Genomic DNA, 14,336 nt, shown 5'->3' with positions numbered 1-14,336 from the left:
TTTCTGGCGGAATAAACTGCGCCCCTTTGCCAGCGCGCGAAAGCAGCGGCAAGGGCCGTTTTCACCGCGAGGGCTTGCAATGATACAATGTATCATTATGTCGACCCCGTCGCCTCCTCTGCCGAAAGCCCGATCCATGTGCCTCCCCGCCCGCCCCTCGCTGCGCTCGCGCGCCGCCGACCTTATCGGAGTCGGGCTGTCGCTCGCCTGCCTCGTCCATTGCCTCGCACTGCCGCTGCTCCTGCTCGCGGCGCCCGCGCTGAGCGCCTGGCTCTCGCTGCCCGAGAGCTTTCATGCGGTGATCCTGCTGCTTGCCGCGCCCGCGGCGGCGCTGGCGCTGGCCGACGGCCAGCGGCACCACGGCCATCGCTATCCCGTCGCCGCGGCACTGATCGGCCTTGCCCTCCTCGCCGCCGGACTCGCCGCGCACGAAGGCTGGATCGGCGGCCTCGCCCCCGAAACCGGCGACCGCCTGTTCACCACCCTCGGCGCGATCGCCCTCGCCAGCGCACACATCGTCAACTGGCGATTGCGGCACGCGAAAGGCTGACGCCTCCAGCGCGATTGGCTCGCTTGTCATTGTGTCAATGTCGCTTGACAAGAACGAATCCCTGTGTCAATGTTCCTTTACTGTTTAACAAGGGAGCTTGACCGATGCCGCCGATTTTCCGTGCTCTTTGCTGGGCCCTCGCCATCATGTGCGTCGCCTTTGCGCAGATCCTCGACATCATTCCCGAGAATATCGCGACAATGCTGATCATCGTGCTGCCCGCGATCATGATCGCAACGACGCCGAAACACTGTCGCACGCGGGAAGCGACCTGACCATGGCGATGAATCTCGCCCAGCGCCGCTATGTCCGGCGCCTGATCCCGATGTCGGCCGCTTATGTCGCGGCGATCCTCCTTGCCAGCAGCGTCCTTCCGAAAGGCGCGAGCGCAAGCCCGGCGACTATCGCCATCGCCCTGATCCCCGGCCTCGCCGTGCTTGGCGTGATCTGGTCGATCGGCCGCTTCCTGACCGAACTCAGCGACGAATATCTGCGGATGCTGGAGATACGCAAGGCGCTGGTCGCGACCGGGTTGACGCTTTCGCTGGCATCGACCTGGGGCATATTGGAACTCTATACCGACGTTTCCCGGGTTCCCATCTTCTGGGTCTTTCCGGTCTGGTGCTTCGGGCTGGGCGTCGGCGCGCTGGTCAACAAGCTGACGCTTGGCGATGCGGGGTGCGCGTGAAGAACCGCCTGAAGGTTCTGCGCGCCGAGCGTGACTGGAGCCAGCAGGACCTCGCCGACCGGCTCGAGGTGTCGCGCCAGTCGGTCAACGCCATCGAAACCGGCAAATATGATCCGTCGCTGCCGCTCGCCTTCCGCATTTCCGACCTGTTCGGCCTGCCGATCGAAGCCATATTCCTGAAAGACTGAACCCATGAAACGACTTTCCATCGCCGCGCTGTTCATCTTGCTGATCGCCACCATCGCACCGCGCGCCGATGCCGCGGAAGGCGCCGCCGGATGCGGCACCGGCCTGCTCGAAGGCAAGCGGATCACGGTCGAGGTCGAAGGCGACGGTCCCGATGTCGTGCTGATCCCCGGCCTGTCCTCGCCGCGCGCGGTCTGGGCGCCCACTGCCGAACGGCTGAAAGCGACGCATCGCCTGCACCTTGTCGAGGTGCGCGGATTCGGCGGCGATGCGCCGGGCCTGAATGCCGAGGGCCCGATACTCGAGCCGATGATGCGCGAGATTGCGGACTATATCGACGATTGCATCGTCGACCAAGGCCGCCCCGCTCCGGCGGTCATCGGCCATTCGCTCGGCGGGCTGACCGCCATGATGATCGCCGCCCGCGCCCCCCAGGAAGTCGGCCGGCTGATGGTCGTCGACAGCCTGCCCTTTTTCGGGATTCTGTTCGGTCCGACCGCGACCGTCGCCGACGTCGAGCCGCAGGCCGCCGCGATGCAGACGATGCTCGCCGCACGGGAAAGCGCCGAGGCCGACGACCGGACGCTGCAGATAATGTCGGCCACCGACGCCGGCCGTGCGCAGGTCAAGGCGTGGACGCGGGCGGCGAACGCGAAGGTGGCGGTGCAGCTGATGTATGATGACATGACCACCGATCTTCGACCCGAGCTGAGCGCGATCGCTGCGCCGTTCACGATGCTCTATCCGCTCGATGCCAGCGCGATGCCCGAAGCGATGGTCGATGGCCTCTACAAAGGTGCCTTTACAACGGCGAAGACCGTGAAGCTGAAGCGGATCGACGGCAGCCGCCATTTCATCATGCTCGATCAACCCGAGGCCTTTGCCGACGCGGTCGACAAGTTCCTTTCAGATTAAGTTGATCCTCCCTGTGCTGGCGGCCCGGGGAGGCGGCAGCGGGCTTCGGCTGTCTGGTAGGCGCTCAGGACAAGGTCGGCATATTTCCGGCTGGAACAAGTAAGTGTTCCCCCGCGGGGAGTATCCGGATACCGCCCTTGCCTGCGCCTCGGCCGCTCGCTAGGGCGGCGGCAAACCGAAAGGAGCCGCCAAAATGTTCAAGCGCCTGTTTGTCGATCATCCGAAAAGCGTAGACGAAAATTACGTCGAGCATTTCGCGGTCGCCTCGCGCTTCGGCTTCACGATGATCTGGGGCGGTCTGTGCGCGCTGGTCCACGCGGTCGTGCCCGGCTGGTGCATCACCACCGGCAGCGACACCATCCAGCGGCTCAACAAGATCATGGTCGAACAGCGCCGCGCCAAGGGCCAGGCCGTGGCACAGATGAACACGGTCGACTGGGTGATCTGAGCGCGTTCGCGTGACCGAAACGGCGACACCCGATTATCTCGACCGTCCCGGCCGCCCGCGGCTTGCCTATCGCCATGCCAGCGGCGCGGGGCCGACGATCATATTCCTGCCCGGCTATATGTCCGACATGGCCGGCGGCAAGGCGACCGCGCTGTTCGACTGGGCGGCCGCCGAAGGGCAGGCCTGCCTGCTGCTGGATTATGCGGGCTGCGGCCTGTCCGACGGACTGTTTGCCGACCAGACTTTGCTCGACTGGCGCGGCGACGTCCTCGACCTGATCGACGCAAAGGTCGAGGGGCCGGTGATCCTTGTCGGATCGTCGATGGGCGGCTGGCTGATGCTGCTTGCGGCGCGCGAACTGGTCGCGCGCGACGGGCCGGCGCGGGTGGCGGGACTGGTCGGCATCGCCGCCGCGCCCGACTTCACCCGCTGGGGTTTCTCGCCGCAAGAAAAGGCGATCATCCTCGCCGAAGGCGCGCTGATCGAAGAGACGCCCTATGGCGATCAGCCCTATGTGACGACGCGCGGCTTCTTCCAGTCAGGAGAGGCGAACTTGTTGCTCGACGGTGAAATCCCCCTCGCCTGTCCGGTGCGACTGCTCCACGGCCAGGAGGATGGCGACGTGCCGCCCGACATCAGCCTGCGCGTTGCCGCGGCGCTTGCCAGCGACGATGTGCAGGTGACGCTGGTCAAGGGCGGCGACCACCGCCTTTCGCGCGATGGCGACATCGCCCTGTTGATCGATACTGTCGCGCGCCTCGCGACCCATCCGGACTGAAGGACAATCATGGCCCGCAGCGACTATAAATTCCATGTGCGCAAGCGCGTCCGCTATGCCGAAATCGACGCGCAGCGGGTGGTGTTCAACAGCCGCTACCTCGAATATTTCGATATCGGCATCACCGAATATTGGCGCGCGGCGGGGGTGTATGACCGCTGGCCGGGCCACGACAGCCCCGAATTCCACGTTGCGCGCGCCGAGATCGACTATCGTGCGCCCATCCTGCTCGACGAGGAAATCGACATCTGCGTGCGCGCGGCGCGCGTTGGGCGCAGTTCGATGGTCTTTCATTTCGAACTGCACGGCGCGGGCGTGGACGATCTGCGCGCGACGGGCGTTCTGGTCAACGTCCATGTCGCCGAAGCGCAGGGCGCGCCGAGCCCGGTCCCCGATGAATTCGTAAATCTGTTCGAAGCGTTTGAAGGTCGCGCGCTTCGTGCCTAATATGGGGGCATGACCAAATATCTCCACACGATGATCCGCGTTTCGGATCCGGACGCCACCATCGATTTCTTCAAGCTGATCGGCCTTGAGGAAGTCCGCCGCTTCGACAGCGAAGCGGGCCGGTTCACGCTGATCTTTCTGGCCCCGCCGGGACAGGCCGGCGTTGCCGAGGTCGAACTGACCTATAATTGGCCGCCCGAGGATGGCAGCGCCCCCGAAAGCTATTCGGGCGGGCGCAATTTCGGGCATCTCGCCTATCGCGTCGACAATATCTACGAAACCTGCCAGCGCCTGATGGACGCCGGCGTGACGATCAACCGCCCGCCGCGCGACGGCCATATGGCCTTCGTGCGATCACCCGACGGCATTTCGGTCGAGCTGTTGCAGGACGGCCATCTGGAGCCTGCCGAACCCTGGGCCTCCATGCCGAACACGGGAAGCTGGTAGATCGTGCAACCAAGGCGGCGCGCGCGCGTGTCCGTCTTGGAAGGCATGAGGCCGGCGAGACATAGGAGAAGAGCGTGAGCGCGCTGGAAATCGTCCGCATCCCCGTCCTCAGCGACAATTATGTCTGGCTGGTCCACGATCCGGCGAGCTTCGAAACGATGGTCGTCGATCCCGCGGTGGCGGAGCCGGTGCTGGCCGAGGCGAACGCGCGCGGCTGGCCGATCACCGCGATCTGGAACACCCATTGGCACCCCGACCATACGGGCGGCAACGCCGACATCAAGGCGAAGACCGGGTGCGAGATCATCGCGCCCGCGGCCGAGCGCGAGCGCATACCGACCGCCGACCGCCTCGTCGCCGATGGCGACCGGGTCATGCTCGGCGCGCATGTCGCCGACGTCTGGGCGGTCCCCGCGCACACCGCCGGGCATATCGCCTATCATTTTGCCGAGGACGGCGTGATCTTCGTCGGCGACACATTGTTCGCGATGGGATGCGGCCGCCTGTTCGAAGGCACCGCCGACCAGATGTTCGCGAACATGCAGCGCCTCGCGACCCTCGACGATGCGACGCGCGTCTATTGCGCGCACGAATATACGCTGTCGAACGCGCGCTTCGCGGTGACGGTCGATCCCGACAACCGCGCGCTGGCCGAGCGCCTGAGCGCGGTCGAAACGGCGCGCGCGCAAGGCATAGCCACAGTGCCGACGACGATCGGCGACGAGCGCGCGACCAACCCCTTTCTTCGCGCGCCCAGCGCAGCGGAACTCGGCCGCATCCGCGCGCTGAAGGATGCGGCCTGACATGGGCTGCTTCAGCCCTCGTTCAGCGTCCGTCCGCCAAACAACGCCCGTCAGGACCCCTATGATGACCATGCCCCGTTTTGCCCTTTGCACCGCCCTGATCGGCGCCGCCGCCTCGCTTGCCGGCTGTGCGCCGTCGGGAAGCGGCGCCCCCGGTGCCGCGGCGCTGACGCCCAAGCAGGCGGCGACGCTCGACAAGCAGCTCGCGGGCAAGACGCCGGGCACCCCGGTCAAATGCCTGCCCAATTACCGTTCGATGGACAGCATTCGCGTGTCGGACGACATCCTGCTCTATCGGTCGGGGCGCAATCTGGTTTACCGCAACACGCTGAAGGGCAGTTGCCCCGGCCTCGCGCGCGACAGCGACATCATGGTCGTGCGCCAGTTCGGATCGTCGACCTGCGAAGGCGACTTCTTCTATCTCGTCGACCGCAGCAGCGGCATTCGCGGTCCGACATGCGTCTTTGGCGAATTCGTCCCCTATCGCAAACCGGCGGGGGACGGCGGCTGAACCAAAGGTTCGGTCACAGGCGGGGTTCCGGTTTGCGCCGAGCTTTTCGGGTCGCGCCCCCGCCTGTATCCTGACGCGAACCTACCCCTTGTAGAGCGCCGCGATCTTGTCCTCATAGACTTTGCGCAGGATGTGGCGGCGGATCTTCATCGACGGGGTCATCTGTTCATTCTCGATCGTGAAGGGTTCGTCGGCAAAGTCGAACTTGCGCACCTTTTCGATCACCGAAAGCTGGCCGTTGACGCGGTCGACCGCCTCGCGGATCGCGGTGCGGAATTTTTCATGCTCGCGCAGCAGTTTCAAATCCTTGGGTAGCCCTTCGACCTCGGCCCATTCGGCCATCCATTCGGGATCGGGCACCAATATGCCGACGAGGTGCGGGCGCTTGTCGCCATAGACCATCGCCTGCAGGATTTCGGGCTGGAGCGTCAGCATCCCTTCGACCCGCTGCGGCGAGACATTGTCGCCCTTGTCGTTGACGATCAGATCCTTCTTGCGGTCGGTGATGACGATGCGGCCTTGGTCGTCGATATGGCCGATGTCGCCGGTATGAAGCCACGGCCCCTTGTCGGGTTCGGCCGGATCGGGAACGAGGACCCGCGCCGTTTCCTCCTCGTTGCGCCAATAGCCCTTCATGACGAGCTCGCCGCGGACGCAGATTTCGCCGTCGTCGGCGATCCGCACTTCGGTGTTCATCAGCGGCGGGCCGACCGTATCCATCTTGAGGCCGACCGAGGGGCGGTTGCAGCTGATCACCGGCCCCGCCTCGGTCTGTCCATAACCCTGAAGCAGCGTCAGGCCGATCGAGTGGAAGAAGACGCCGATTTCGGGGTTGAGCGGCGCACCGCCCGAAACGAGCGCTTTCATCCGGCCGCCGAAGCGCTGCTGGATCTTGGGGCGGAACAGCTTGTTGAGGATGAGGTCGACCGGGCGGTCGAGCACGCCGAGGCGGCGCTCATAATCCTTTTCGCCGACGCGCAGCGCCTGGCTGAGCATCCAGTTCGCAAGCTTGCCCTGTTTTTCGACCGACTTGATCATCCGGGCGCGGATCACTTCGAACAGCCGCGGGACGACGACCATGATCGTCGGCTTCGTTTCCTCGATGTTCGAGACGAGCTTTTCGAGGCCCTCGCTGTAATAGATTTGTGCGCCGACCATGATCGGCAGGAACTGCCCGCCCGAATGCTCATAGGCATGGCTCAGGGGCAGGAAGGAGAGGAACACCTCTTCGTCGCCGATGCCGAAATCATTGACCAGCACCTCGGCGGCGCCCGCCGCATTGTGCAGGATCGCGCCATGATGCTGCATCACCCCGCGCGGCGCGCCGCCGGTGCCGCTGGTGTAGATAAGGCAGGCGGTATCATCGCGCGTCATCGCGAGCCCCCGCGCCTTCGCGTCCGCCAGATGCGCCTCGCCGCCTTCGACCAGCGGCGCCCAGTCGTGGACCGCCACCTCGCCCTGCTGGCCGACGCGCAGGCTTTCCATGCTGATGACGATATGCGCATCGGACCGCATCACTGCGGGCATCAGGGTGCGCGCGAGCTTTGCGGTCGAGACGATGACGGCGCGCGCGCCGCTGTTGTCGAGGATATGCTGGTGATCGCGTTCGGTGTTCGTGGTGTAGGTCGGCACGGTGATGCACCCCGCCGCCATGATGGCGAGATCGGCGATGCAGAATTCGGGCCGGTTTTCGCTGACGAGGACGACGCGGTCGCCCTCCTTCAGCCCCAGCGCGCGCAGATTATGCGCGAGCGCGGCGACCTGGTTCGCAACCTGCCGCCAGCTCAGCGGTTGCCACGCGCGATCGGCCTTGTGCCAGAGAAAGGGGCTTTCGCCGCCCCGTTCGGCACGGTCGAAAAACATCGCGACCAGACTGGGAAAATGGTCGAGATGCGGGTTGTCCAGCTTCATGCCTCTCGCTCTCCTCGGGAGGTTATTGTCGTTGGGTCGTTCTTAGGGTGAACGGCGTTCCGGTTGAAGCCCCCTTCCGGGTCAGTTCTGGGCCGGGGCGCCATCGACCGACGAGGTGCCGGGCCCGCGCGGGTCGGCGGCGCCGCGCCAGCCATCGCCGACGCGTTCGATCGCGTTGAGCTTCGAGCCCAGATCGGTCGGCGTGAAGCTGTAGCCGAAGGGCTTCATCTTCGCCGCGATCGCCTTGCCGAGATCGTCATTCTCGATCAGCACGCCCTGCTGACCGAAGAAGATATTGGGCAGTTCCATCGCGTCCTGCGCGCTGAGGCCCCAGTCGAGGACGCCGATCAGCGTCTTGGTCACATGCATGATGATGCGCTTGCCGCCCGCCGAGCCGACCGCCAGGATCACCTTGCCGTCGGGGCCATAGACGATCGTCGGCGACATGGAGGAAAGCGGTCGCTTGCCCGCTTCGACCCGGTTGGCGGTCGGCTGCCCGTCCTTGACCGGCACGAAGTCGAAATCGGTGAGCTCGTTGTTGAGGAAATAGCCGTTGGCGATGAGCTGGCTGCCGAAGATGCTTTCGACGGTCGAGGTCATCGAGACGACATTGCCGTCCTTGTCGGCGACGACGAAATGCGTCGTGCCATGTTCGGGAATCGGCGGCGCGGCAGCGCGCGGCTTCGCGCCCGGCGGCGTGCCGGGTTCATAATGGCCTGCGGCGCCATAGGGCGAGATGAGCTGGCGGCGTTCGGCCAGATAGCCTTTGTCGAGCAGGCCTTTCACCGGCACATCGACGAAATCGGCGTCGCCGAGATAGGCCGCGCGGTCGGCATAGGCGAGTTGCATCGCTTCGGCCAGCAGGTGCCAGCTCATCGGATTGTCCTTGCCCATCGCCTTCATGTCATAGCCCTCGAGCATGCCGAGGATGCCGAAGACGGTCGTCGCGCCCGACGAGGGCGGCCCCATGCCGCACACTTTGTAGATGCGATAGGTGGTGCAGACCGCCGGGCGCTCCTTCGCCTGATAGGCGGCGAAATCCTTGAGCGTGAGCTGTGCCTGATTGCGCGGCGCCTTGGCCACCGCGTCGCTGATCGCCTTGGCATTGGCGCCCGCATAAAAGGCTTCGGGGCCGCGCGCTGCAATGTCGCGCAGGATGGCGGCATAGGCGGGGTTGCGGATCACGGTGCCGACGGGCGCGGGTTTGCCGTCGACATAATAAATGGCGCGGGCGGCCGGGAAATCCTTCCACACCGGCTGGAATTGCTCGAGCCAGGTGTAAAGCGCGGGCGTGACCTTATACCCTTCCTCGGCCAATTTGATCGCGGGCTGGAACAGCGCCTTCCATTCGAGCTTGCCCCATTTCTTGTGCGCCATTTCCATCAGGCGGACATTGCCCGGAACGCCGACCGACAGGCCGCCCGGCACGACGTCCATGAACCCGCGCGGCTTGCCGTCTGGGCCGAGGAAGCGGTCGCCCTTCGCCGCGGCCGGCGCCTTTTCGCGGCCGTCGATGGTCGAGATGCTGTCGTCCTTGGCGTTGTGGTAGACCATGAACCCGCCGCCACCGATGCCGCTCGATTGCGGTTCGACGAGCGTCAGCACCGCAACCATGGCAATCGCGGCGTCAGCCGCCGATCCGCCCTGATGCAAAATCTCTCGCCCCGCCTCGGTCGCACGCGGGTCGGCCGACGAGGTGACGCCCTGCGCCGCGGCAAGCGACGGGACGGCAAGGACGAAGAGGCTGAAGACAGCAAGGAGTCGTTTAAGCATGCGCGCGACATTGGCGCGGGGGTCTGGCGAGTGCAAGCCCTGTTCCCCCCGCCCGTCTCCCCTGCCCGCCGGCGCGAGCACGTCAGGCGTCGGCGCCCACCGCGTCGCTCACCCGTGCAAAACCGTCGCGCGCGGCGCGATCTTCGAGGCCGTGCGCGATGCGTGCGGCCAGCCCCGGCCCTTCGAACACCATCGCCGAATAGATCTGGATCAGGCTGGCGCCCGCGCGGATGCGCGCCCAAGCCTGATCGGCATTGGCGATACCGCCGACGCCGATCAGCGGCACTGTTCCGCCGCTTGCCCGGCGAAAGTCGCGCAAGCGCTGAAGCGCGAGATCGTGAAGCGGCGCGCCCGACAGCCCCCCCGCTTCGCCCGCGTGGCGCGAGGCGAGCGGCGGGCGCGTGATCGTGGTGTTCGACACGATGACCGCGGCAAGGCGCTTGTCGATCGCCACCGCGACGATGTCGTCGATGTCGGCGGGTTCAAGATCGGGCGCGACCTTCAGGAAGACGGGCTTGGCCGCTCCCGCAGGCTGCGCCGCCGCGACGCCGTCGAGCAGCGCCTCGAGCGCGCCGCGATCCTGCAAGGCGCGCAGGCCCGGCGTGTTGGGCGACGAGATATTGACGGTGAGATAATCGGCGAGCGGCGCCATGGCCGCCGTGCCCTTCGCATAGTCGGCGATGCGATCGGCGCTGTCCTTGTTGGCGCCGATGTTGATGCCGAGCGGCACCGGCAGACCGTGGCGGCGCAGGCAGGCGATGCGGTCGGCCGCCTTTGCCTGCCCGCCGTTGTTGAAGCCCATGCGGTTGACCACCGCGCGGTCCTCGACCAGCCGGAACAGCCGCGGGCGCGGATTGCCGTCCTGCGGCAAGGGGGTGAGCGTCCCGACCTCGACAAAGCCGAAACCGAAATGGGGCATCGCATGCGCCACGCGCGCATCCTTGTCGAAGCCGGGGGCGAGGCCGACCGGGTTCGGGAAGTTCAGCCCCGCCAGCTCGGTCGCCAGCACGGGACTGGTCAGCGCCCGGCGCGCACGCGGCAAGGGCTGCAACGCGGCGAGCGTCAGATTATGCGCCGCCTCGCCATCGGTCGCGTGAACGACGGGGCGGACAAGGCCGTAGGCGGCATCGGCGGCGGAGGCAAAGAGCGACATGCCCCGCCATTGCGCCGGGACGACGGCTATGGCAAGCCCCCTGCCGACCAGCCGGAAATCGTTGCAAAATGAAGGGCCTTGCCGGGCCTGCGGTCAACCGGCCAACAAAGGGAGACTATCGTGTCGCATCGCCGTTTCGCCGCCCGCCCGTCCACCGCGATCCTGTCCACCGCGCTCGTGCTGCTGGCGACGGCGGGATGTACGCCGGCGACCGTGGCGACCGCGCCGCAATCGCCCGCGGCGAGCGCACCGGCGGGCGCCGATCTTGCGCAATTCTTCGACAATTATGACGAAGCGCAGCTGTCGTTGAGCCCGCAAGGCAAGGCGTATCGCGGTATCCGCGACGCCGATTACGGCAAGTGGAACGACCCGAGCGACGATGCCGAGGTTGCCAGCCACACGCTGCAACAGGCGACCGCGGCGGCCATGCGCGCGAGCTTCGACCCCGCGAAGCTGTCGGCGGAGGAAGCGCTGTCCTTCGAACTGTTCAACGCGCAGGCGGCGCGCGCCGAGCGGCTGTTCCCGTTCCGCGACGATGAATATATCTTCGACCAGATGAACGGCGCGCAGAGCCAGATGCCCGCCTTTCTGATCAACATCCACCGCGTCGCCAATGTTGCCGAAGCCGAAGCCTATGTGGAGCGCATCCGCGGCATGGGCCCGGTGCTCGACGCGCTGTCGGCGGAATCGGCACGGCGCGCCAAAATGGGCGTCCAGCCGCCGAAGTGGGTCTATGCCTATGTCATCAGCGACATCGAAAATCTGATGAAGCCGGACAATGCGGTGATCGAGGATATCGGCGCGAAGGTCGGCAAGCTCGACATCGACGCCGGCGAAAAGACACGACTGACCGATGCGGCAAAGGCCGCATGGGCGGAAAGCGCCGGCCCCGCCTATGGCCGGCTGCTCGCCGAAATGAAGCGCCAGCAGGCGGTCGCGCCGACGCAGGACGGCATCTGGCGCCTGCCCGACGGCAAAGCCTATTATGCCGCGCTGCTCGCCAATTATACGACCACCGACATGAGCGCGGCGCAGATCCACGCGCTCGGCCTCTCCGAAGTCGCGCGTATCCACGGCGAGATGAAGAAGATCATGGCGCAGGTGGGCTTCAAAGGGACGTTGCGCGAGTTTTTCGAGCATCTGCGCACCAGCCCGCAATATTATTATACGACCCGCGAGGATTATCTGGCCGATGTCGATGCCAAGGTGAAGGCGATGGAGGCGCGGCTGCCCGCCTTCTTCCATACGTTGCCGAAGGCGCACCTGCAGGTGAAAGCGGTCGAAGCCTTCCGCGAAAAGTCGGCGGGCAAGGCCTTTTACCAGTCGCCCTCGCCCGACGGATCGCGGCCCGGCACCTATTATGTGAACCTCTATGACCTGCGCGACATGTCGAAGACCGAGCTTGAAGCGCTCGCCTATCATGAGGGTATTCCGGGACACCACCTGCAGCGCGCGGTGCAGACTGAACTGACCGGCCTGCCGCCCTTCCGCCGTTTCGGCGGCTTCACCGCCTATACCGAAGGCTGGGGCCTCTATTCGGAGGAACTGGCGAAGGACATGGGCGCCTATGCCGATCCCTACAGCGATTTCGGGCGCCTCGGCATGGAATTGTGGCGCGCGTGCAGACTCGTCGTCGACACCGGCATTCACGACAAGCGCTGGAGCCGCGAGCAGGCGATCCAGTATCTCAAGGACAATACGCCCAACCCCGACGGCGACATCGAAAAGGCGATCGAACGCTATATCGTCTATCCGGGACAAGCGACCGCCTATCTGATCGGCAAGCTCAAGATCATGGAACTCAGGACGCGCGCGCAGGCGGCGCTGGGCGACCGTTTCGACTATCGCGACTTTCATGACGTGGTGCTCAAATCGGGGCCGGTGCCGCTCGACATCCTCGAACGCCGCGTCGATGCCTGGATCGCCGCCAGCCGTTGATAGTGCGAATCAAAATTGCGCCTTGACGCAGCCGGGCGTTCTGAAATTATGGCGGGGAAGCAAAAGGCGGCAACAAAGCCGCCGAAGGGTCGGTCTCGTCATGTCGGATACGTCAGCCTCATCCGGGCAGATGAGCGGCGAGCAGCCGTTCGAGCTGCACTATTTTCCGCCCGATCCCGATCTGGCGGACATGGTGTCGAGCTTTTACTGTGCGCGCATCAACATGCCGCGCTTCGACGAATATGAGCGCGCCGACCGCCCGCAGTTTCGCTTCATCACCGTTGCCGACGGCGAATATGTCTTTTCGGACGGACACAGCAGCACGGTACGGCGCGCCAATATCGTCGGACCGACGAGCGGCCGCGTCCGCGCGATCAGCAACCGCCCGACGCGCATCTTCGGCTTCGGCATGCTGCCCGCCGGCTGGGCCGCGCTGATGGGCAGCCATGGCGAGAAACTGACCGATCGCGCGATCGACGCCGCCGATCTGTTCGGCGACTGGATCAACGAGGTTGCCGACGCGATACTGGGCGCCGCGAACGACGAAGAGCGGCTGATTATCGGTAATAATTTCGTCCGCGCGGTGCTGAAACAGACCGAGGCGCCCGCGATGTGGTTCATCCGCACCGTCGATGAATGGCTGACGCGATCGGCGTCGCCGCAGGTGCATGACCTGGTCGAAGCAACCGGCATGTCGATCCGCTCGGTCGAGCGGATGACCAAACATTATTACGGCCTGTCGCCGCGCATGCTGGCGCGCAAATATCGCGCCGTGCGCGCCGCGGCGGCGCTGGCGCGCGGCGAGACGCTGGACGAGGCACAGCTTGGCGACGCCTTTTACGACCAGTCGCACCTGATCCGCGAGATCAAGCGCTTCGCCGGGGCAACCCCGGGACAGCTCGGCAAGCCGACGCTTTATACCGAGGCGACGACGAAGGGCCGCAAACAGCTTGCGGGCAAGGTCAGCCCGATCGTTTCCGAAACCTGAGTCCGTTCGGCCCTGCCCCACGACGGGACGGTCTTTTTCGGCGCCGAGCGACGATTTGGCGTTTTGATACAATCGCGAATCGGGCCCGCGACCTATCCGGAATCCGCGACCCAGAAGAGCTCTTCCTTTGACGAGGACTGAGACCTTCATCTCGGCACTCATTCGGCTCCGGCTGGATGGGTGCCTTTTTTTATTGCCGGTCCTCGACCTTGCGCCTAGGGCGCTCAGCGACTATCTAATTGGAACAAATTACTCCAATTAAGAATCGTTCGCAATTCCGCCGGAAAGAGCCATGCGCCTGTCCAACCTTGCCGATTATGCCGTCGTGCTGATGAGCGCCGCCGCGCGCCAGTGCGGATCGGTGCCGCTGCACGCGGCGATGCTGGCCGAACAGACGGGCATTCCCGGCCCGACGGCGCAGAAGCTGGTGAGCGGCCTCGCCCGCGCCGGCCTGCTGGTGTCGACGCGCGGCACCGGCGGCGGGGTGCGCCTTGCCCGTCCCGCGGCGGCGATCAGCATCGCCGATATTATCGAAGCCGTCGAAGGTCCGATCGCCCTCACCACCTGCGTCGAGGATGGCCGGCACGATTGCGCGCTCGAAGGCAATTGCCGCGTCAAACCGCACTGGGGCGTCGTCAACAGCGCCGTGCGCGGCGCGCTGGCGGACATCAGCCTGGCGAGCCTGAGCGGACTTGCCAAAACCGTTCGCCCTGAGCTTGTCGAAGGGCCGTCTTTCCCTCTTCGCAGCAGCACAGAAAAGATCAGTGCTTCGACAAGCTCAGCACAAACGGGTTTTTGAA

17 protein-coding genes are annotated in these 14,336 nt (G+C 65.3%); 14 read left to right on the top strand and 3 right to left on the bottom strand.

The window, feature by feature from the left end:
* The first annotated feature begins 136 nt into the window (after positions 1-136).
* The 11 genes from STE01S_RS12065 (at position 137) to STE01S_RS12020 (ending at position 5,773) form a co-directional block, all read left to right on the top strand.
* Positions 137-550 carry a MerC family mercury resistance protein gene (locus tag STE01S_RS12065; RefSeq protein WP_062767913.1) on the top strand — a complete coding sequence of 138 codons (414 nt, stop codon included), beginning with the start codon at positions 137-139 and terminating at the stop codon, positions 548-550.
* Between the two features lie 104 nt (positions 551-654).
* Positions 655-825, top strand: a complete 171-nt coding sequence (locus STE01S_RS20420) for a hypothetical protein (RefSeq protein WP_162928273.1) — start codon at positions 655-657, stop codon at positions 823-825.
* A 2-nt stretch (positions 826-827) separates the two neighbouring features.
* Complete coding sequence (locus tag STE01S_RS12060; protein ID WP_062767912.1) at positions 828-1,238, top strand: hypothetical protein; 411 nt, start codon at positions 828-830, stop codon at positions 1,236-1,238.
* Positions 1,235-1,426, top strand: coding sequence for a helix-turn-helix transcriptional regulator (locus STE01S_RS12055; protein WP_062768012.1), 192 nt, complete (start codon positions 1,235-1,237; stop codon positions 1,424-1,426). The genes STE01S_RS12060 and STE01S_RS12055 overlap by 4 nt, the downstream gene beginning before the upstream one ends.
* A 4-nt stretch (positions 1,427-1,430) precedes the next feature.
* Positions 1,431-2,339, top strand: coding sequence for an alpha/beta fold hydrolase (locus STE01S_RS12050; protein ID WP_062767911.1), 909 nt, complete (start codon positions 1,431-1,433; stop codon positions 2,337-2,339).
* A 193-nt stretch (positions 2,340-2,532) separates the two neighbouring features.
* The gene (locus STE01S_RS12045; protein ID WP_062767910.1) at positions 2,533-2,787 is read left to right on the top strand and encodes a DUF6356 family protein; all 255 of its coding nucleotides are present in this window, start codon (positions 2,533-2,535) and stop codon (positions 2,785-2,787) included.
* Positions 2,788-2,797: 10 nt separating this feature from the next.
* Positions 2,798-3,565 (top strand): alpha/beta fold hydrolase, encoded by a 768-nt coding sequence (locus STE01S_RS12040; protein WP_062767908.1) that lies wholly within the window; start codon positions 2,798-2,800, stop codon positions 3,563-3,565.
* 9 nt (positions 3,566-3,574) lie between these two features.
* Complete coding sequence (locus STE01S_RS12035; protein ID WP_062767904.1) at positions 3,575-4,012, top strand: acyl-CoA thioesterase; 438 nt, start codon at positions 3,575-3,577, stop codon at positions 4,010-4,012.
* Positions 4,013-4,021: 9 nt separating this feature from the next.
* Positions 4,022-4,459, top strand: coding sequence for a VOC family protein (locus STE01S_RS12030; protein ID WP_003047492.1), 438 nt, complete (start codon positions 4,022-4,024; stop codon positions 4,457-4,459).
* 74 nt (positions 4,460-4,533) lie between these two features.
* Positions 4,534-5,262: a hydroxyacylglutathione hydrolase gene (gene gloB, locus STE01S_RS12025; protein ID WP_062767902.1), complete on the top strand. Its 729-nt coding sequence runs from the start codon at positions 4,534-4,536 to the stop codon at positions 5,260-5,262.
* 64 nt (positions 5,263-5,326) lie between these two features.
* Complete coding sequence (locus tag STE01S_RS12020; protein WP_255265940.1) at positions 5,327-5,773, top strand: hypothetical protein; 447 nt, start codon at positions 5,327-5,329, stop codon at positions 5,771-5,773.
* Positions 5,774-5,854: 81 nt separating this feature from the next.
* Here the strand turns inward: STE01S_RS12020 and STE01S_RS12015 are convergent, their stop codons facing one another.
* The 3 genes from STE01S_RS12015 to STE01S_RS12005 form a co-directional block, all read right to left on the bottom strand.
* Positions 5,855-7,684, bottom strand: coding sequence for an AMP-dependent synthetase/ligase (locus tag STE01S_RS12015; RefSeq protein WP_062767898.1), 1,830 nt, complete (start codon positions 7,682-7,684; stop codon positions 5,855-5,857).
* Positions 7,685-7,765: 81 nt separating this feature from the next.
* Positions 7,766-9,457 (bottom strand): gamma-glutamyltransferase, encoded by a 1,692-nt coding sequence (gene ggt, locus STE01S_RS12010; RefSeq protein WP_062767896.1) that lies wholly within the window; start codon positions 9,455-9,457, stop codon positions 7,766-7,768.
* An 82-nt stretch (positions 9,458-9,539) separates the two neighbouring features.
* Positions 9,540-10,610, bottom strand: a complete 1,071-nt coding sequence (locus tag STE01S_RS12005) for a quinone-dependent dihydroorotate dehydrogenase (protein WP_062767894.1) — start codon at positions 10,608-10,610, stop codon at positions 9,540-9,542.
* 120 nt (positions 10,611-10,730) lie between these two features.
* Between STE01S_RS12005 and STE01S_RS12000 the strand changes: the two genes are divergently transcribed.
* The 3 genes from STE01S_RS12000 to STE01S_RS11990 all read left to right on the top strand — a co-directional run bounded on the left by STE01S_RS12000 (position 10,731) and on the right by STE01S_RS11990 (position 14,335).
* A complete protein-coding gene (locus STE01S_RS12000; RefSeq protein WP_062767893.1) occupies positions 10,731-12,548 on the top strand; it encodes a DUF885 domain-containing protein in 1,818 nt (605 codons plus the stop codon).
* Positions 12,549-12,678: 130 nt separating this feature from the next.
* The gene (locus tag STE01S_RS11995; protein WP_062767892.1) at positions 12,679-13,536 is read left to right on the top strand and encodes a helix-turn-helix domain-containing protein; all 858 of its coding nucleotides are present in this window, start codon (positions 12,679-12,681) and stop codon (positions 13,534-13,536) included.
* 292 nt (positions 13,537-13,828) lie between these two features.
* Positions 13,829-14,335: an SUF system Fe-S cluster assembly regulator gene (locus tag STE01S_RS11990; protein WP_003047910.1), complete on the top strand. Its 507-nt coding sequence runs from the start codon at positions 13,829-13,831 to the stop codon at positions 14,333-14,335.
* The last annotated feature ends 1 nt before the right edge of the window (position 14,336 follow it).

The organism is Sphingopyxis terrae subsp. terrae NBRC 15098 (genome assembly GCF_001598815.1).
Lineage (GTDB): Bacteria > Pseudomonadota > Alphaproteobacteria > Sphingomonadales > Sphingomonadaceae > Sphingopyxis > Sphingopyxis terrae.
The sequence above is the reverse complement of the archived record's forward strand: the minus strand, read 5'-3'. Positions and strand labels throughout refer to the sequence as shown.

What these genes read in the sequence shown, in the direction of transcription:
- STE01S_RS20420 (WP_162928273.1), top strand. Translation starts at nt 655, where the DNA reads ATGCCGCCGATTTTCCGTGCTCTTTGCTGGGCCCTCGCCATCATGTGC.
- STE01S_RS12060 (WP_062767912.1), top strand. Translation starts at nt 828, where the DNA reads ATGGCGATGAATCTCGCCCAGCGCCGCTATGTCCGGCGCCTGATCCCG.
- ggt (WP_062767896.1), bottom strand. Translation starts at nt 9,457, where the DNA reads ATGCTTAAACGACTCCTTGCTGTCTTCAGCCTCTTCGTCCTTGCCGTC.
- STE01S_RS12030 (WP_003047492.1), top strand. Translation starts at nt 4,022, where the DNA reads ATGACCAAATATCTCCACACGATGATCCGCGTTTCGGATCCGGACGCC.
- STE01S_RS11990 (WP_003047910.1), top strand. Translation starts at nt 13,829, where the DNA reads ATGCGCCTGTCCAACCTTGCCGATTATGCCGTCGTGCTGATGAGCGCC.
- STE01S_RS12045 (WP_062767910.1), top strand. Translation starts at nt 2,533, where the DNA reads ATGTTCAAGCGCCTGTTTGTCGATCATCCGAAAAGCGTAGACGAAAAT.
- STE01S_RS12035 (WP_062767904.1), top strand. Translation starts at nt 3,575, where the DNA reads ATGGCCCGCAGCGACTATAAATTCCATGTGCGCAAGCGCGTCCGCTAT.
- STE01S_RS12015 (WP_062767898.1), bottom strand. Translation starts at nt 7,684, where the DNA reads ATGAAGCTGGACAACCCGCATCTCGACCATTTTCCCAGTCTGGTCGCG.
- STE01S_RS12020 (WP_255265940.1), top strand. Translation starts at nt 5,327, where the DNA reads ATGACCATGCCCCGTTTTGCCCTTTGCACCGCCCTGATCGGCGCCGCC.
- STE01S_RS12050 (WP_062767911.1), top strand. Translation starts at nt 1,431, where the DNA reads ATGAAACGACTTTCCATCGCCGCGCTGTTCATCTTGCTGATCGCCACC.
- STE01S_RS12005 (WP_062767894.1), bottom strand. Translation starts at nt 10,610, where the DNA reads ATGTCGCTCTTTGCCTCCGCCGCCGATGCCGCCTACGGCCTTGTCCGC.
- STE01S_RS12065 (WP_062767913.1), top strand. Translation starts at nt 137, where the DNA reads ATGTGCCTCCCCGCCCGCCCCTCGCTGCGCTCGCGCGCCGCCGACCTT.
- STE01S_RS11995 (WP_062767892.1), top strand. Translation starts at nt 12,679, where the DNA reads ATGAGCGGCGAGCAGCCGTTCGAGCTGCACTATTTTCCGCCCGATCCC.